General features: G+C 48.6%; 17 protein-coding genes and 1 tRNA gene. 3 read left to right on the top strand and 15 right to left on the bottom strand.

The genetic code is table 11. The annotated features are described in order from the left end of the window. Positions 1 to 59: 59 nt before the first annotated feature. The 5 genes from atpE to RRV97_RS08435 form a co-directional block, all read right to left on the bottom strand. Positions 60 to 296: a F0F1 ATP synthase subunit C gene (gene atpE, locus RRV97_RS08415; RefSeq protein ID WP_003748101.1), complete on the bottom strand. Its 237-nt coding sequence runs from the start codon at positions 294 to 296 to the stop codon at positions 60 to 62. A gap of 64 nt (positions 297 to 360) precedes the next feature. Continuing rightward, the gene (atpB, locus tag RRV97_RS08420; protein WP_315611263.1) at positions 361 to 1,227 is read right to left on the bottom strand and encodes a F0F1 ATP synthase subunit A; all 867 of its coding nucleotides are present in this window, start codon (positions 1,225 to 1,227) and stop codon (positions 361 to 363) included. Next, on the bottom strand, positions 1,217 to 1,570 hold the full coding sequence (locus RRV97_RS08425) for an ATP synthase subunit I (RefSeq protein WP_188214028.1): 354 nt from the start codon (positions 1,568 to 1,570) through the stop codon (positions 1,217 to 1,219). The genes atpB and RRV97_RS08425 overlap by 11 nt, the downstream gene beginning before the upstream one ends. Before the next feature lie 280 nt (positions 1,571 to 1,850). Continuing rightward, complete coding sequence (locus RRV97_RS08430; RefSeq protein WP_070849077.1) at positions 1,851 to 2,708, bottom strand: ParB/RepB/Spo0J family partition protein; 858 nt, start codon at positions 2,706 to 2,708, stop codon at positions 1,851 to 1,853. 101 nt (positions 2,709 to 2,809) lie between these two features. Then, positions 2,810 to 4,591 (bottom strand): bifunctional anthranilate synthase component I family protein/class IV aminotransferase, encoded by a 1,782-nt coding sequence (locus RRV97_RS08435; protein WP_315611264.1) that lies wholly within the window; start codon positions 4,589 to 4,591, stop codon positions 2,810 to 2,812. 166 nt (positions 4,592 to 4,757) lie between these two features. Here RRV97_RS08435 and ppk2 point away from each other — a divergent pair, with 166 nt between their 5' ends. Continuing rightward, on the top strand, positions 4,758 to 5,687 hold the full coding sequence (gene ppk2, locus RRV97_RS08440; protein ID WP_036492084.1) for a polyphosphate kinase 2: 930 nt from the start codon (positions 4,758 to 4,760) through the stop codon (positions 5,685 to 5,687). A gap of 52 nt (positions 5,688 to 5,739) precedes the next feature. Here ppk2 and RRV97_RS08445 read toward each other — a convergent pair whose 3' ends face one another. The 5 genes from RRV97_RS08445 to tpiA all read right to left on the bottom strand — a co-directional run bounded on the left by RRV97_RS08445 (position 5,740) and on the right by tpiA (position 8,118). After that, positions 5,740 to 6,174, bottom strand: a complete 435-nt coding sequence (locus RRV97_RS08445) for a pyridoxamine 5'-phosphate oxidase family protein (RefSeq protein WP_315611265.1) — start codon at positions 6,172 to 6,174, stop codon at positions 5,740 to 5,742. 54 nt (positions 6,175 to 6,228) lie between these two features. After that, positions 6,229 to 6,786 carry a UbiX family flavin prenyltransferase gene (locus RRV97_RS08450; protein WP_315611266.1) on the bottom strand — a complete coding sequence of 186 codons (558 nt, stop codon included), beginning with the start codon at positions 6,784 to 6,786 and terminating at the stop codon, positions 6,229 to 6,231. A 90-nt stretch (positions 6,787 to 6,876) separates the two neighbouring features. Then, a tRNA-Leu gene (locus RRV97_RS08455) sits at positions 6,877 to 6,962 on the bottom strand. 15 nt (positions 6,963 to 6,977) lie between these two features. After that, a complete protein-coding gene (secG, locus tag RRV97_RS08460; protein ID WP_036492092.1) occupies positions 6,978 to 7,337 on the bottom strand; it encodes a preprotein translocase subunit SecG in 360 nt (119 codons plus the stop codon). A gap of 7 nt (positions 7,338 to 7,344) precedes the next feature. Continuing rightward, positions 7,345 to 8,118, bottom strand: a complete 774-nt coding sequence (gene tpiA, locus RRV97_RS08465; RefSeq protein ID WP_003748082.1) for a triose-phosphate isomerase — start codon at positions 8,116 to 8,118, stop codon at positions 7,345 to 7,347. A gap of 182 nt (positions 8,119 to 8,300) precedes the next feature. On the opposite strand from tpiA, the gene RRV97_RS08470 reads away from it, so the two are divergent. Then, complete coding sequence (locus RRV97_RS08470; protein ID WP_315611267.1) at positions 8,301 to 8,957, top strand: protein-L-isoaspartate O-methyltransferase; 657 nt, start codon at positions 8,301 to 8,303, stop codon at positions 8,955 to 8,957. A gap of 52 nt (positions 8,958 to 9,009) precedes the next feature. After that, entirely contained in the window at positions 9,010 to 9,339 is a 330-nt protein-coding gene (locus tag RRV97_RS08475) for a rhodanese-like domain-containing protein (protein ID WP_315611268.1), read from the top strand. Between the two features lie 55 nt (positions 9,340 to 9,394). Here RRV97_RS08475 and RRV97_RS08480 read toward each other — a convergent pair whose 3' ends face one another. The 5 genes from RRV97_RS08480 to RRV97_RS08500 all read right to left on the bottom strand — a co-directional run bounded on the left by RRV97_RS08480 (position 9,395) and on the right by RRV97_RS08500 (position 16,846). Further along, entirely contained in the window at positions 9,395 to 10,084 is a 690-nt protein-coding gene (locus RRV97_RS08480; protein WP_315611269.1) for a hypothetical protein, read from the bottom strand. 183 nt (positions 10,085 to 10,267) lie between these two features. Beyond that, positions 10,268 to 11,515 carry a beta-ketoacyl-ACP synthase II gene (gene fabF, locus RRV97_RS08485; protein ID WP_254345393.1) on the bottom strand — a complete coding sequence of 416 codons (1,248 nt, stop codon included), beginning with the start codon at positions 11,513 to 11,515 and terminating at the stop codon, positions 10,268 to 10,270. 162 nt (positions 11,516 to 11,677) lie between these two features. Beyond that, the gene (gene acpP / locus RRV97_RS08490) at positions 11,678 to 11,914 is read right to left on the bottom strand and encodes an acyl carrier protein (protein ID WP_003679644.1); all 237 of its coding nucleotides are present in this window, start codon (positions 11,912 to 11,914) and stop codon (positions 11,678 to 11,680) included. A gap of 290 nt (positions 11,915 to 12,204) precedes the next feature. Then, positions 12,205 to 14,850: a DEAD/DEAH box helicase family protein gene (locus RRV97_RS08495; protein WP_315611270.1), complete on the bottom strand. Its 2,646-nt coding sequence runs from the start codon at positions 14,848 to 14,850 to the stop codon at positions 12,205 to 12,207. A gap of 10 nt (positions 14,851 to 14,860) precedes the next feature. Then, the gene (locus RRV97_RS08500; protein ID WP_315612255.1) at positions 14,861 to 16,846 is read right to left on the bottom strand and encodes a site-specific DNA-methyltransferase; all 1,986 of its coding nucleotides are present in this window, start codon (positions 16,844 to 16,846) and stop codon (positions 14,861 to 14,863) included. Between the last annotated feature and the right edge of the window lie 100 nt (positions 16,847 to 16,946).

Here is a 16,946-nt window from a genome sequence, read left to right on the forward strand (position 1 = left end):
GTATCTGGGTTAATCAAACAGACGGCAAGCCTGTATCTGAACGGATCGCTCCGTCTTGATTACGCACCACCAAACGGGTTAACGAAGGCGAACAACAGGGCAATAGCCACACCGATCAAGAAAGCCGCGTCGATCAGACCAGCGATCAAGAACAGTTTGGTTTGCAGAGGACCGATCAGCTCAGGTTGGCGGGCAGAAGATTCCAAGTATTTAGAACCAACCATTGCGATACCGATAGAGGCACCCAATGCGCCCAAGGCAACGATCAAACCACATGCGATAGCAATCAAACCCATTTTTAAACTCCTTAAAATAGTAAAGGTTAAACTACAAAAAACAAACTACGAAAAAACTACTTGATTAGTGTGCATCATGCGCCTGTCCGATATATACGAACGCCAACGCCATGAAAATAAATGCCTGCAAGGTGATGACCAAAATGTGGAAAATCGCCCAAGCCAAACCGGCAATCAGGTGGAACACAAATAAAATCGGATCCAAAGTTTCGACACTGCCGGTTGACGCCCATGCACCGCCCAACAGAGCGATCAACAGGAACACCAGCTCACCGGCATACATATTACCAAACAACCGCATACCGTGGGATACGGTTTTGGACAAAAACTCTACCAAGTTGAGCAGGAAGTTGGCCGGAGCGAGCATCGGACCGAAAGGCGCACTGAACAATTCGTGAATCCAACCGCCAAAGCCTTTGATTTTGATATTATAATAAATACATACCAACAATACGCCAATTGCCAAGGCTAAAGTCGTATTCAAGTCAGCAGTCGGTACAACGCGCAACAGTGCGTGATGATTACCAGTAACGCCTTGCCATACCATCGGCAGCAAATCAACCGGCAACATATCCATGGCGTTCATCAGGAAAATCCAGACAAACAGGGTCAAACCCAAAGGCGCAACAGCTTTACGCGATTGTTCATTATGGATAATGCTCTTACACATGTTATCCACGAATTCGAACAGAATTTCAACAGCCGCTTGAAAACGACCAGGCACGCCAGCCGTCGCTTTTTTGGCACCGCGCCACAAAAGGAAGCTGCCGATTACGCCCAACAGAACGGCAAAAAAGATTGCATCAAGGTTAATGAACGAAAAATCAGCAATGTTTTTCAGTCCTTGACCCTGAGTAACATCCGACATACTGGTCAAGCTTTGCAAGTGGTGCTTGATGTAGTCGGCAGCGGTCATAGTTTCACCTGCCATAGTGTTTTACTCTCAACAATACTAAAAAAACCAAATGACTGACGCCAAGAAACGCCAATAAAAATGGGTAAAATACCAGTGATCGATGCCATATCGCAAAAACGACCAACATAGATACCAGCGACAGCACTACTTTTAAAACCTCTCCGCCGATAAACATCGAACTTTGCAGATCGGGATTTCGTCGGGAAAACTTTAAAAGTAAAACTGCAACAAGGGTAGGCACAATGTACGAAAATCCTCCCGCCAAAGCAGAGAGGAAGCCGGGCAATCCGGAAAATAATGCACAAACAACTGAAATTATTAATAATACAATCACTTGCAATGGGACTATCTGATTCATTGTACTTTGTACCCCAAAAAGCAAGGCAGGCTAATATAATCAAGAAGTTTGTTAACGTCAAGCAATATGTTAATCTTTGTGAACCTTTCACAAATAAATGATTAACACATATAAAACAAATCTTTGCTGGAATGGAGTTTAACACAAATTACATGTTGTTACATAGATTTTACAGAAGATTTTGATTTGTATTGTAAACATTTATACGCTCTACGCTTTTTCAAAAATTGAGGCCGTCTGAAAAGCTTTTTTCAGACGGCCTGTTCTATTTATAAAGCCGTTAGAACGCTTGATTGATGCCTAACTGTTTCAGCAAATATTCGAATGTTTCCGGCGTATCAAAATGCAGCACGATTTTGCCTTTTTTCTGATTGCTGGTTTTGACTTCGGCATTAACACCCAAATGCTCGGTCAATGCATCATTGATGCGGCGGATATCCGGGCTGATGGTTTTGGCTGCTTCGGGCTTGGCTTTTTGATGCGCCAATTGGCTGCGGCGCTCTACCTCGCGCACCGACCAGCCGTTTTTGACAGCTTTTTGCGCCAATTCCAATTGGTCAACTACATGCAAGGTCAGCAACGCACGGGCATGACCCATTTCCAGACGGCGTTGGTAAAGCATTTCCTGAACCGGCTCAGGCAGGCTCAACAGGCGCAGGCTGTTGGAGATGGCGCTGCGGCTTTTACCGACGGCTTTTGCGATGGTTTCGTGGGTCAGGCCGAATTCGTCGGCGAGGCGTTTCAAACCTTGCGCCTCTTCAATCGGATTGAGGTTTTCGCGTTGCAGGTTTTCAATCAAACCCATGGCCAACGCGGTTTCGTCGCTGATGGTTTTGATGACGACGGGAATTTCGGTCAAGCCGGCCAACTGGGAAGCGCGCCAACGACGTTCGCCGGCAATCAATTCATATTGAGACAGACCACGTTCGCGCACAATAACCGGCTGGATAATGCCTTGCGCCTTAATGGAATCGGCCAATTCCTGCAAGGCTTCGTCATCCATTTGCACACGCGCCTGATAGCGGCCGGGCTGAATATCGGCGATGGCAACCGTTGTCAGGCGGTCGCTACTGCTGCTGTCCACCGCATTGGATATCAGCGAATCCAAACCGCGTCCCAATCCTTTTGCTTTTGCCATATTGTTTTCCCTTTCAGACGGCCTCAATGTTGAAATGACGTATTCTATCGGATATTGCCGCTTTACGACAATTTGAATCACGATGATTTGACTATTGCCATTTATTTACGGAGCGAAACCGCAAACACGCCCCTTAAAGCATTACTTAAGCGGATTTCTTCCGCATTTTCCAACATAGAACGCGTGATGCGGGTTTCTTTGATTGTATCCGCACCTAAAAGCCACGGCTGCTTCAATACCGCTTGGCGCATTACCCCGTTCAAAATATCCAAATCCAAAGACGGCGTAAGCCATTGTCCCTGATATTTGATAAACGCATTGCTTCTTCCACCCTCTAACAACAGGCCGTCTGAATTGAAAAACAGGCTGTCAAATGCACCCTGCCCTTCTGCCGTTTTCCACGCTTGGTCAAAAATTTCACGGCGTGTGGTTTTGAAACGGCGCAGATAATCGCGTTGGCTTAATGTGTGCTCACTCAGGATGACGTATTGCTGCCCATCCAATTCAGAAACAGCCGCATGGCTCAATGCAAGACCGTCTGAAAACAAAGCGGCTTTGACTCTAAACAACCCATTTGGCAACGCATCTATATAATGTTGGATTTGCTCTATTGCATTTTCAGGCCAAGGCAGGTTAAACGCTTGCGCCGAAATTTTCAGACGGCCCAAATGCAAATCAAGCAAACGGCATTGTTTGTCTTCCACTCGCATGGTTTCAAAAATACCGAAATCAGGCCGCAAGTCATTGAGAAAACGCGCTTTCCAACCGCACTCGCGATATTCGGCTTCAGGATCGCTATCAATCACAATCCCCGAACCCACACCATAAACACCTTGATAAAGGCCGTCTGAAACCGGCTTCAGAGATAAGGTGCGGATCACGACATTAAACACGCCTTCAAACCCCAAACCCGTATCACACGGATGCAAAAAGCCGATGCTGCCTGTGTACAAACCGCGCGGTTCGGATTCAAGGGACTCAATAATCTGCATACTCATGCGTTTGGGTGCGCCGGTGATACTGCCGCACGGGAAGGCTGCACGGAGAATATCGGCAACCGAAACACCAGTCAGCGCCTGCGCTTCGATGGCACTGGTCATCTGCCAAACACTGCCGAAACGGGAAACTTTAAACGGTTCAGGCACGCGTACTTTGCCTGTTTGCGCGATTTTGCCGAGGTCATTGCGCAACAAATCGACAATCATCACATTTTCGGCGCGGTTTTTCGGATCGTTTCGCAATTCAACGGCGCGGCGTTCATCTTGTCCGTCATGAAGAATCGGCGCAGTGCCCTTCATCGGCTCGGTTGTAATCAGGCCGTCTGAATCGATTTTGAGGAAAAGTTCGGGAGAAAAACACAAAGTCCACGCGTCCTGCCCTACCCCGTCAGGCAGACAAGACAAAACGGCATACGGCACAGGCTGGCGCAAGCGGCGGTAAAGTTGAATCGGATTGCCGTAAGTTTGCAGGTGCAGGCGTGCGGTGTAATTGATTTGATAGGTATCGCCGCGGCGGATGGCTTCGTGGATTTGATGGATATGCTCGAGATAATCGGCTTCGGATACAGAGAATCGGGGAGTAGAGATGCCTGCCTCAAGGCCGTCTGAATGATTGGCCAGCCAGTTTTCGGCATCGATTTCGGAATAATCGGCAAACCAGTGCAAACGCAGACTGCCACTGCGGCCAGACGGAATATCCATCAGCGGCAACCCGAATTCGTAGTCTGCAAACAACACTGCATGCAAACCCTTTTTCCAGCCGGCTTGCAAAATACTTGTTAACGAATCCAGTTCGTTATGATAAAACCGATGGCTTTCTACATGATTTTGATAGAATTTTGCTCGGCCGCTCACGGCATCGTCAAACAGGGCGAAATAAGGCATGATTGCTGTACAAATAGGCTGATTATACGCTGCTTTTACATAAGTTAGCAGACAAATTCAAAAAAAGCACTCGAATGTAATTTTATGTAGTCGAACGAGGCATAAAAGGGTAGAATCAAACCATACCACACTATATCATTTAAAACTTAATCGATAAGGAGACTTTATGGCAGACCACCAACTAGAACCATTCGAGAATGTTGAACTGGGCGAGAAACAAGACCAGCTGCAAGTATTCGAAAAGGCTGTTTTGGAACACGAAGGACGCGGCACTGACGAGGATTCCAGCAGCGCACCGCTTCCTGCCAACTACCCGTACAAACAACGTATGCGCCGTTCTGTTTACGAAAAAGAAAAACAGAAGCTGCAAATCGAATTATTGAAAGTACAAAGCTGGGTTAAAGATTCCGGCCAACGCATCGTCAGCCTGTTTGAAGGCCGCGATGCAGCCGGTAAAGGCGGTACCATCAAACGCTTTATGGAACATTTGAACCCGCGCGGCGCACGCGTTGTCGCACTGGAAAAACCGACCACTACCGAACGCGGCCAATGGTATTTCCAACGCTACATCCAAAACCTGCCGACCGCAGGCGAAATGGTATTCTTCGACCGCTCATGGTACAACCGTGCCGGCGTAGAACGCGTCATGGGCTTCTGCGAACCTAACGAATACCTGCTCTTCATGCGTCAAACCCCTGAATTGGAACGCATGCTTGTTGCCAGCGGCATCCATCTGTTCAAATTCTGGTTCTCCGTATCCCGTGAAGAACAACTCCGCCGCTTCATCTCCCGTCGTGACGACCCCCTGAAACACTGGAAACTGTCCCCCGTGGACATCCAGTCGCTCGACCGCTGGGACGACTACACCGAAGCCAAAAACGCCATGTTCTTCCACACCCACACCGGTGACGCGCCTTGGGTCATCATCCGCTCCGACGACAAAAAACGCGCACGTTTGAACTGTATCCGCTACTTCCTGCACCAGCTGGACTATCCGGGCAAAGACGTGAAAGCCATCGGCAAAGTGGACGATAAAATTGTTTTGATTCCCGACACACGTTACAAAGAAAAAACCGTAGACATCGGACACGATTAATTCTTAAAGCATCAAAGGCCGTCTGAAATTTCATCTTTCAGACGGCCTTTTCTTAATCCTCGCGATTCCAGTACATTTTTTGTGCGAATACCAATTTATTGTCAGTGAATTTCACACTGTCCAAATTCAATGCCCAAACATCACTTTTCATCACTCGAGCAGCAGGATGCGCTTTGTAAAATAAAGACTGCGCCGCTTTCAAATCCGCTTCATCTTCAATCAAAGCGGCAGTCGCCGCAAACTGAACACCGCTGATTTTCGTGATACTGTCGGGCTGACCGGCGATGGTGCCGGCTACTTTGGCAGAACGGCTCATCAGTCCGCCATGCTTTGTTTTCAAAGAAGTCAGCACAATCAGGCGGGCATTGGCTTCATCAAACACATAAAAACAACAAGCCGCCCAAACTTCGCCGTCTGCCGCCGCAGCAATACTGACGACATGATGATTGCTCAAAAATTTAACGATATTGGCAGGAATCGCTTGCATGATTTTTATCCTCTTTCTCAGTGTATTAAATTTATTTTCAGGCCGTCTGAAACATCAGCCCTGCCAGCGCGGCGCATCGGTTTGAACAATACCGAACAAGTCCAAAGCATGAGACACGCTGTGCGTAATCATATCATCAATGGATTCGGGCTTCTGATACAGAGCCGGAACAGGAGGAAACACAATACCGCCCATCTCTGTTACACGGCGCATATTGTCGATGTGTGCCAAGTTTAACGGCGCTTCACGCACCATCAACACCAGCCTGCGCCGCTCTTTCAACGTTACATCCGCCGCACGGCTGAGCAAATTATCGGCAAACCCGTGAGCAACCGAAGCCAAAGTTTTCATTGAACACGGCGCAATCAACATTCCGTCCGTCAAAAACGAACCGCTGGCAATACTTGCCCCGACATTACGGCTAGAATGCACGACATCCGCCAAAGCATAAACGTCTTCTTTAGTGTAATCCGTTTCCAAAGCGCGGGTCATCTCCGCCCCTTGCGAAACCACCAAATGCGTTTCTACCTGATGCTCACGCAAAAGCTGCAAAGCCTTCACGCCATACTGAAAACCGCTGGCACCGCTGATGCCGACAACCAAACGCTTCATTGTATTTCCCTGTCTCGGCCTAAAGATAAATGAAAGGCAGATTCTCAAGACGAAAAAATAACCGCTAAAAAGCGGTTAGATTTTCTAATGTGGTGCCGACAGCGAGATTTGAACTCGCACAGCCTACGGCTACTACCCCCTCAAGATAGCGTGTCTACCAATTCCACCATGTCGGCATAAATCAAATTGTCTTACTGCTGCTGAGGATTCGGAGCAACAGGAGTTGTATTGTTTTGTGCAGGCGTTGCAGGCTTAGGAGCCTGTTGGGTCTGCTTCACATCGCTGAAGTCTAAACCGTGCTTATTGGAGTGGGTGTGAATATACACCATTGCCATGCAGGTCGCAAAGAAAAATGTTGCAGCAACGGCAGTCGAGCGGCTGAGGAAGTTGGCATTACCGGCAGAACCGAATACGCCTTGCGCGCTACCGCTGCCGGAACCGAATGTTGCGCCGGCATCCGCACCTTTACCGTGTTGCAGCAATACTAACACGATTACGAATAGAGCGGAAATAATATTAATAATCCAGATAAGGGTTTTAAAGGCTTCCATATGTTTTCTACGAGGCTTGTGCTGCGTTGATGATGGCGGTAAAGGAGTCATAGGATAATGACGCGCCACCAACCAATGCGCCGTCTACATGAGGTACTGCGAAGATGTCGGCTGCGTTATCTGCTTTCACACTTCCGCCGTAAAGAACGCGGATTTTAACATCGCTTCCGCACAAAGACAAGATTTCTTTGTAGATAAATGCGTGCATGTCGGCGATTTGTTCGACGGTGGCGACTTTGCCTGTACCGATCGCCCAAACCGGCTCGTAGGCAACGGCGATGTTTTGGGTGTTCAGACCTTGCAGGATGGAAAGCTGATGGGCAATGACTTCGTGTTCTTTACCGGCTTCGCGCTCTTCCAGGCTTTCGCCGACGCACAACAATGGAATCAGGCCGACGTTGAGGACGTTTTCCATTTTGCGGCGTTGGATTTCGTTTTTCTCGCCGAAATAAAGGCTGCGCTCGGAGTGGCCGATGAGGACGATGTCTGTACCGATGTCGGCAAGCATTTCGGCGGACACTTCGCCTGTGTATGCGCCGTTATTCGGGAAACGGCTCACGTCTTGCGCACAGGTCAAGATGCGGTTGTTCAAAACGATTTGCATGGCGTTGTGCAGTTGCAACAGATACACGGTCGGGGCGGCCAGGCCGATGAGGACGCGTTCGGCGGTTGGCATGACGCGGAAGCGGTGCATAAGTGCATTGTTGTTTTGGAGTCGGCCGTTCATTTTCCAATTGCCGATAACCCATTTTTGATCCCACATTCCGATTTGGTGATACATCTTTATTGCTCCGTGTGTTGGTTGTTGCTTGTTGTAGCGTGGTGTAATGTGAAAGTTTAGTGGATATATGTGCGCTTGGCAATTATTAACAAGCCTTGAGGCCGTCTGAAAGATGGCACACTCTCCGACAAGGATTTATAATGTATGTTTCGATAAAATTAAGAATTGAACGGAGCACAAATATGGACTTTGAAAAAGCGCGTTTCAATATGGTTGAACAGCAGATTCGTCCGTGGGATGTCTTGGATTTCGACATTTTGGATGCTTTGGAGGAGATCGGGCGCGAGCATTTCGTCGGCGAGGCTTTTCAAGGCTTAGCCTATGCGGATATGGAGCTGCCGCTGGCCAACGGCCATAAGATGTTGGAACCCAAAGTCGTTGCCCGCCTGGCTCAAGGTTTGAAACTGAAAAAAGACGAAACCGTCTTAGAAATCGGTACAGGCTCAGGCTATGCAACCGCCCTGCTGTCCAAACTGGCCGGCAAAGTCATTACCGACGACATCGATGCCGAGCAACAGCAACGTGCCAAAAAAGTCTTGGACGAATTGGGCTTTGCCAACGTCGATTATGTGCAAAACAACGGCCTGACCGAAGCATCGCAAGGCGCGCCTTTTGATGCGATTTATGTAGGCGGCGCAGTAGACCGAGTGCCTGAAATCTTAAAAGAGCAATTGAAAGACGACGGCCGCATGGTCATCATTGTCGGCCGCAAACCGGTACAACACGCGCTTTTGCTGACACGCAACGGCAATGAGTTTTCCGAAAAGGTATTGTTCGACACCGTCGTGACCCACTTGGAAGATAAATCGGCTAATCCGTTCGGCGATTTCGATTTTTAAACAACAGGCCGTCTGAAAATTCAGACGGCCTCATGCTTTCATCCCCTACCCTATGACCGACATCATCCAACTCCCGCCCACCGAATTGAAACAATGGCAGGACGAAGGCCGCGCATTTCACCTGCTCGACGTCCGAACTGATGAAGAACGCGCCATCTGCACCCTGCCCGCTGCCATTCATATTCCGATGAACCTCATCCCCCTGCGCCAAAACGAGCTGCCCGACGATGATTTACCCATCGTCGTCTATTGCCACCACGGCATCCGCAGCCTGCATACGGCAATGTATTTGGAAGATGTCGGATTTGAAAACCTTTACAACCTGCAAGGCGGTATTGATGCTTGGGCAATGCAGGTTGACAGTAAAATGATGCGGTATTGAATCGGTTTTATAAATAAAAGGCCGTCTGAAACTGGATTTCAGACGGCCTTTGCGATTATTTCACAAACCGTGCATCTGCCATAAACGGCCGTGTAGCGGCTGGTTTGGCCGAATAGAAGCGGGAGAAAGTGCTGTCGATTTTGGTTTGTATCGGTTTACCGTCCAATGTTGCCGACGCTTCCAATTTCACGCCACCGCCACTGGTTTCGCCCAATTTCATATTTGGGAACGTCAGTTTGGCAATATTGAGTTTCACATTTTCCACTTTGGTATCGGGAGACATCAGCTGCTTGCCGACCGGACGGATTTTTTCACCCTCATCATGAGGCGCGGCACCACCGTTATCGTCAACCACGCCGATATTAATCAATCGGGCAGCTGCCAAATCCATCTTGCCGTTTTTAACTGGAATACCGACAAACAGTTTTACGCCGCGATGAATGAACGTATTGTCCCGCCACTGAGTTTGGCCCTCTCTCGGCGGTTTGGTTTCCGCCGCTACCGAATAAGTACGGCCCATAATCATCAATTTATAGCCCGGAATTTTTTTCGAACCCAACCCATCGGCAATATCTTCAACCAACTGCGGCGCAGCCAAATCTTCATTTGCCAAAATACGGGCCGATGTTTCTGCCAGATAAGCAGGTTTGCCGTCTATGGCCAATGCTTGTTCATGGCCGAAATCAGCCGCAAATGCAGGTATGGCGGCCAAAGCGGCCAATGTCAAAATACCGATGCGTTTCATCGCTCACTCCTGATGTAGAATATGGTTAGACTATTCATCCGAAAAACTCGGACAAATTTTAGACGAAACCATATTATTCTATAAATGATACAGATTATCAACAATATTTATAATACGGACAATATAAAGGCCGTCTGAAAACCAAGTTTCAGACGGCCTTTCCAATCTGGTTTAAAAGCTATATCAGCCTGTAAAGCGTTTGAATACCAATGTGCCGTTGGTACCGCCAAAACCGAAGGAATTAGAGATGGCAACGTCGATTTTCGCGTCGCGTGCTTCATTGGCGCAGTAATCCAAATCGCAACCGGCTTCAACGTCTTGTTCAAAAATGTTGATGGTCGGCGGAGATTTTTGCTCGTGTACCGCCAACACGCTGTACAACGCTTCCACACCGCCGGCCGCGCCGAGCAAATGTCCGGTCATGGATTTGGTGGAGTTGACGATGACTTTGTGCGCATGGTCGCCCAAAGCGCGTTTGAGGGCTTTGGTTTCGTTGGCATCGCCCAAAGGAGTCGATGTACCGTGTGCATTGACGTAATCGACGTCTTCAGGGTTCAGGCCGGCATCTTTCAGCGCACGGGTAACTGCCAATGCAGGGCCCTCTTCGTTAGGCGCGGTAATGTGGTAGGCATCGGAGCTCATGCCGAAGCCGACGATTTCGGCGTAAATTTTCGCACCGCGTTTTTTCGCGTGTTCCAATTCTTCCAACACCAGCACGCCAGCGCCTTCGCCGATAACGAAACCGTCACGGCCTTTGTCCCACGGACGGGAAGCGGTAGCAGGATCATCGTTGCGGGTGGAAAGTGCCTTCATGGCGGCAAAACCGCCAACGCCCAAAGTGCTGATCGCGCCTTCCGCACCGCCGGCAATCATCACGTCTGCGTCGCCGTATTTAATCAGTCGCGCAGAGTCACCGATGGAGTGCGCGCCGGTTGTACAGGCAGAAACCATGCCGTAGCTCGGGCCGCGGTAGCCTTTAAGGATGGTTACGTGGCCGGAAATCAGGTTAATCAGCGAGCCTGGGATAAAGAAAGGATTGATTTTGCGCGCGCCACCTTCGATAACGGCTTTGCCGGTCGCTTCGATGCTCGGCAGGCCGCCGATACCGGAACCGATGTTGACACCGACGCGGTCTTTGTCGAGGGTTTCCAAATCGTCCAAACCTGAATCATTGATGGCTTGCAGGGCGGCGGCGATACCGTAATGGATGAACACGTCCATGCGGCGCGCTTCTTTCGCGCTGATGTATTGGCCGATATCGAAATCGCGCACTTCGCCGGCGATTTGGCTGTTGATGTCGGATGCGTCAAAGCGGGTAATCCGTCCGATGCCGCTTTTGCCTGCGAGCAGATTGCTCCATGCGGTGGCGACGTCGTTGCCGACCGGTGATACTTGGCCAAGACCTGTGATGACTACTCTTCTCTGACTCATGATAATCTCGCTGTTGGTTGTCGGGATTTTCGCGGCAGCCTTGCTCTTTTTCTTCGTGAAAACGGGCAAAACTCATGCCGTCTGAAATTTCAGGGGTTTAATAATAAGGTAAAAGCCTCTATTGCGATGGCGCAGCAGAGGCTGGGTGTTTGAGGCGACCGATTAGCCTTGGTGGGCGTTGATGTAGTCGATAGCCAATTGTACGGTAGTGATTTTTTCAGCGTCTTCATCAGGGATTTCGCAGCCGAAAGCTTCTTCCAAAGCCATCACCAGTTCCACGGTGTCCAGAGAGTCAGCACCCAAATCGTCTTGGAAAGAAGATTCGTTTTTCACTTCGGCTTCGTTTACGCCCAGTTGTTCAGCAACAATTTTTTTAACTTGTTGTTCGATGTTTGACATAATTAGTCGTTCCTTTTCGCCTTGCGGCAGGTTGTTTAAGAGAAATAATTCGTCGGTATTGTACCGAATTCGGATAGAGTTTTCCATCTAATCCTGCATTTTAGCACAGATTATTCAGTAAAAACCTGTTGTTGCGCATATTAGCATAGGCTGATTTTAACCTACAAGCAGGAAATTGTTTTTATTTGATATCATAGGGTTAAGTTTGATTATTGTGAATCTCGGCCGTCTGAAAACCCTAATATCGGCTTCTCAAACGGCTTTAATGCAATTTCAAATATTTCCTCCAATTATATTTCCAAACTGCCCACATCATCCGTCTCACGATATTCCAGCCCGTCCAATGCTGCAAAATGCCGCTTGCCGCATTCGATTTTCAGCCTCTCATTCTGGCGTAGTTTGTCCGTATCCACACCAGCCTGAATGCCTTTGCCAGTATTTTTGGTTTCTGCAACAAAGTACACTTTGCCCTGAACCTGTTTTACCACTGCCCAATCGGGATTGTAATTGCCCAGTGGGGTAGGAATTTTGAACCAGCCGGGCAGTTTGAAATAAAACGCTACACCACCTTCATGGTCAGCATCATAATGCTCGCAATCGGCGGCAAAGGTTTTTTCCGTACCGGAATCCAAAGGGATGTAGTTTTCGCAAATGGTTTTTTGCGGATTGCTTACTGTGAACGTAAAACCGTTTTCGTAAAACTCGATGCCTTCGCGCTCCATGTCTTCCAGCAACTTTTGGTCATACACTTCTCCGGTTTGCTCATACTCGATTCCTGCCGCCATCAGTGCGTACAGGCTGCGGTTTACCGCTTCGGCGGCAAGGTCGATGAAGCGTTGCGGGTTGCCTGCCACATCTTTCAGACGACCCGACTGTGTGATGATTTCGTACACCGTGCGCCGCGTCAGCCCCGTTTTTCTTTGGATTTCGCCGAGTATGTCGGGAATTTCCCATGTGGTTTCCATATCGCGGCTGCGGCTGGCAATTTCGACTGTTTCGATACCGTAGGTTTGGGATTGTTTCAATTGCGCCTTGCGGATGCGGATTTTCGGCTTTTGGATTTCGGGCAGGCCTGCCACTGCCGCCGAAGCCTGTTTGATCAATTCTTCCGTATTGAAGCGCACGCGGTAGCGCGTTTTGTATTTCAACTTGTCCCAAATTGCCTGAAATTCGGGGTCGAGCGGAAAATCTTTGCGGAATAGCTGTTTTTTCTTCTTATTGCCGTCCTTGATGTTTTCGGCGGCAAATTTAATACCGCATTCGTCTTCGTATTCCTTTTGCAGGTTGGCGGCAAACGATTCGTAGCTTTCGTTCGGCACCACGGTCAGTATGTTCACCTTTTCATTTTCATCTTCATCGCGCACGCGACGACCTTTCTGATTAACGGCTATACGCAGCCCGCGCCCGATTTCCTGCCGCTTTTTCAGCGGCGAGCGGGTTTCGTTGAGCGTGCAGATTTGGAATACATTGGGGTTGTCCCAGCCTTCTTTCAGCGCGGAATGGGAAAAGATAAAGCGCAGCGGGCTGCCGAAGGAAAGCAGGGTTTCCTTGTCGCGCATAATGAGGCGGTAGGTATCGTTGTCCGCCTGCGTTGTGCCGTCGGTGTTTTTCAGACGACCTTTCTTGTCTTGCGAGAAATAGCCGCCGTGTACGCCTGTCGTATCGGTATTGCCTGCAAGCTCTCGATAGATTTCTTCAAACCAAAGGGCAAACTTGCCTGCTGTTCCGTCTGCCGCACGGTAGTTCTCCACGCGGTCGATGAAGAATAGCGACAACACCTTAATCCCCAGCGGATTCAGCCGTTTCTCCTTCGCCAAATGCTCCCTTACCGTTTCGCGGATTTGGTTTTTCATGATTTCATCGCGCACCGCATCGCCGTCTCCGCCGCGCGTAATGGTTTTACCGCTTGAGAACGCCAATTCCTGATTCTCGAAATCCATGCCGTCAATGATAAAACCGTGGCGGTAGGCTTCGTTGCCGCCCGATTTTTCAAACAAATCGTCTCCCGATTTGACGGATACCTTTTTCTTCTTGGTTTCCTTTTTATCCTGATAATGAATGTTCAAATCGGCTTTCAGACGACCTTTGGCCGCCTGCTTTACTTCCAGCAGCTCTGCAAATGCGCCGTTCACATCGTTTTCCGCCAATACCGGCAAAACTTCGATCTGTTTGACCAACTTCAAATTGTATGCCTGCACGGGATTCAGGCTGTAAACCTTGTGGTATGGTTTTTTATGCGTTGCCGAATAGCGCAGGGTAAAGAGCGGATTGAGCGATGCCAATGCGTTCAGACGGCCTTCCGTTTCCATATTTTGTGGCTCGTCAATGATGACGATGGGACATGTTTCCTGAATAAACTTAATCGGTGCTTCCCCGCTTTCATTTACCTTGTTGATAACGTTTCCATCTTTTTCAAACGACTGGATGTTGATCACCAAAATCTCGATATGGTCGTTTACCGCAAAAGCGCGCAAGTCCGACAGCCGGCCGCTTGAATATTCCGAATAACGCATTACCGGCCTGCCGAACACCCCGTCAAAATGTGCCTTCATAATTTCCAGGCTTTTCAACACGCCTTCGCGTATCGGCACGCCCGGCACGACAATCACAAACTTCTTCCAGCCGTAGCGGCGGTTCAATTCGTAAACCGTACGCAGATAGACATAGGTTTTGCCCGTACCCGTTTCCATTTCCAGAGAAAAATTCAGCCCGTGCGCGCCGATTTCCGTTTCAGGCTGTTCGTTTTGCTTTTGTACCGCATTCAAATTCCGGCCTAGCGTTTCCCAATCCAAATCCAAGCCGTTGCCGACAAACCGCCCCGTCCCCTGACTGGTCAAATCAAATGTCCGGGCATGGTTCGGCTGCCCTGCAAAAAGATTCGCAACGGCATTTACCGCATTAAGCTGATAGGGCAGTTCTTCAAATTTCAGTTCCATCGTTTTCTCCCTACACACACTCGAACATCACGCCCGCGTCCTTCATCTGCAACACAGTATTGCTTTTGAGCGCGTCGTCGTCCTCAAACAGCCTGTCCAAAACCGCCACCTTGACGGGGTGCTTCTCCAGCACGGCATCAATCAAACCCTGATCCACGCGTTCCAGCAGGAAAGCGTACAGCCCGCCCGTATCCTCGTCTTCCACGAAATATACGTCGTCTGAAAACGAAACCTTGCAAGTCAGCTTCAAGCCCATACGCAGCATCAATTCGTAGAGCAGGTTTTCAGACGATGTTTCAGACAGCACGGAATCGATATTCAACAACAATTCACCTTGTAGGCTTTCGGCATCGGTGCCGGCGGGCTGCCGCCATTGTTTGAAACCGCTTTCGGCAAGTTTGAAGACTTTAAAGCCCGTATCTATTTTCGATCCGTCTTGAAGGCCGTCTGAAATCTGCCTGCCCGCGCGGCGGATGCGTTCTTTGGCGATTTCGGCGATGTTGGCAAAACCCGCCTTGCGCGCTTCGGATTTTTCGTCGGTTTCTTCAGGGAGTTGCACACAGATGAAACGGCGGCTGCCGCCGTCTTCGGCGTTAAGTTGCATCACGGCATGGGCGGTGGTGCCGCTGCCGGAGAAGAAGTCTAGGATTAGGTCGTCTTTATTTGAACCCATTTGAATAATTTTCCTAATCATTTCTTCTGACTTCGGAAAATCAAAAAATTTCTTTCCATCAAATAATTCTTTGACAAGTAGAGTGCCTTTTTCTGAATTATCTTCCTTCCCTGCCCATACTGAACGTGCCATTTGACTCGTCTTTCTGTATTTTTCCACAATCATAAAACCACCATCAGTCATTTTTTTAGCGGCAATTTCCACATTTAAATTTTGTTGAGCTTTTTCCTTTCCCCATCGCCATACAGTATGAAAACCCTGAGAAACTTTTGGATAGACTGCTTGAAATCCTGATTTGGGTTCTAGTGAAATTTCCAACAAACCATTATCCAACTCACTGTTTTCATTCACATAAAATGGGTAATATAAATTTGGTCTATTTTCCTTATGAAAAGCAATATTACGATTTCTCAATTCCCTTAATTCAAACCCACCCAAGCTATCTTTAAATGGAAATTCTTTATCTCTATTTTCTAAATTATTTATTTCAGCTTCTAATGTCTTCGTATAAGTAATTAAATACTCGTGCATTTTTGCTATGCCACCATAATCACGGCCACGTGGATTATTTACTACTGTAATTTGGCCTGCAAAATTCTCCGCCCCAAACACTTCATCACACAACAGTTTCAACTGCGCCTGTTCGTTGTCGTCAATACTGATGAAAATCACGCCGTCTTCGCGCAGCAGGGTTTTTGCCAGATGCAGGCGCGGCAGCATCATGGAGAGCCAGTTGCTGTGGTAATGGCCGCTGTCTTTGCCGTTTTTGCGCCACGCGCCTTGAAATACGCCGTCGCGTTTCAGGTAGCCTGCGTCATCGGTATCGCCCACTCGGCGGGCGTATTCTTCGCGGCTTTCGGAGAATTTGTCGGGATAGATAAAGGAATCGTTGCCGGTATTGTAGGGCGGGTCGATGTAAATCATCTTCACGCTGCCGGCGTAGGATTTTTGCAGAATTTTCAGTGCTTCGAGGTTTTCGGCTTCGATAAACACGTTTTGCGTGCCGTCGAAATCTGCAGATTCTTCTTTGCAGGGGACGAGGGTGCGGGAAGTGGGGCTTTGCAGGTTGAGATATGCGGCGGTTTTGCCCGCCCAATCGAGCTGATAACGTTCGCCCGCGTCGGCAAGGTTTTCGGCGCCGAGGACGAGTTTGAGCTTCTCAAAGTCGATTTGGTCTTCGCAAAAGACTTCGGGAAAGAGTTGTTTGAGTTTTAATATGTTGTTTTGTTTGAAATTATTTTCTAAATCGTGTATAATTTCGGTTCGGTTCGGTTCGGTTCGGTTCGGTTCGGTTCGGTTGCCATAATTGCGTCTTCCATCAATGATTACTTACGAAGTATCCATTTTATCGGGATATGTTGAAAGTTAAAAGAAAAGAAGGCCGTCTGAAAAACTTTAATATTCGTTTTTCAGACGGCCTTCT

It is taken from the genome of Neisseria sp. DTU_2021_1001991_1_SI_NGA_ILE_055, assembly GCF_032342915.1.
Taxonomy (GTDB): Bacteria; Pseudomonadota; Gammaproteobacteria; order Burkholderiales; family Neisseriaceae; genus Neisseria.

Bases quoted from the DNA above. Each gene is read 5' to 3' on its own strand.
- atpE (WP_003748101.1), bottom strand. From the start codon at position 296: ATGGGTTTGATTGCTATCGCATGTGGTTTGATCGTTGCCTTGGGCGCA.
- atpB (WP_315611263.1), bottom strand. From the start codon at position 1,227: ATGGCAGGTGAAACTATGACCGCTGCCGACTACATCAAGCACCACTTG.
- RRV97_RS08425 (WP_188214028.1), bottom strand. From the start codon at position 1,570: ATGAATCAGATAGTCCCATTGCAAGTGATTGTATTATTAATAATTTCA.
- RRV97_RS08430 (WP_070849077.1), bottom strand. From the start codon at position 2,708: ATGGCAAAAGCAAAAGGATTGGGACGCGGTTTGGATTCGCTGATATCC.
- RRV97_RS08435 (WP_315611264.1), bottom strand. From the start codon at position 4,591: ATGCCTTATTTCGCCCTGTTTGACGATGCCGTGAGCGGCCGAGCAAAA.
- ppk2 (WP_036492084.1), top strand. From the start codon at position 4,758: ATGGCAGACCACCAACTAGAACCATTCGAGAATGTTGAACTGGGCGAG.
- RRV97_RS08445 (WP_315611265.1), bottom strand. From the start codon at position 6,174: ATGCAAGCGATTCCTGCCAATATCGTTAAATTTTTGAGCAATCATCAT.
- RRV97_RS08450 (WP_315611266.1), bottom strand. From the start codon at position 6,786: ATGAAGCGTTTGGTTGTCGGCATCAGCGGTGCCAGCGGTTTTCAGTAT.
- secG (WP_036492092.1), bottom strand. From the start codon at position 7,337: ATGGAAGCCTTTAAAACCCTTATCTGGATTATTAATATTATTTCCGCT.
- tpiA (WP_003748082.1), bottom strand. From the start codon at position 8,118: ATGTATCACCAAATCGGAATGTGGGATCAAAAATGGGTTATCGGCAAT.
- RRV97_RS08470 (WP_315611267.1), top strand. From the start codon at position 8,301: ATGGACTTTGAAAAAGCGCGTTTCAATATGGTTGAACAGCAGATTCGT.
- RRV97_RS08475 (WP_315611268.1), top strand. From the start codon at position 9,010: ATGACCGACATCATCCAACTCCCGCCCACCGAATTGAAACAATGGCAG.
- RRV97_RS08480 (WP_315611269.1), bottom strand. From the start codon at position 10,084: ATGAAACGCATCGGTATTTTGACATTGGCCGCTTTGGCCGCCATACCT.
- fabF (WP_254345393.1), bottom strand. From the start codon at position 11,515: ATGAGTCAGAGAAGAGTAGTCATCACAGGTCTTGGCCAAGTATCACCG.
- acpP (WP_003679644.1), bottom strand. From the start codon at position 11,914: ATGTCAAACATCGAACAACAAGTTAAAAAAATTGTTGCTGAACAACTG.
- RRV97_RS08495 (WP_315611270.1), bottom strand. From the start codon at position 14,850: ATGGAACTGAAATTTGAAGAACTGCCCTATCAGCTTAATGCGGTAAAT.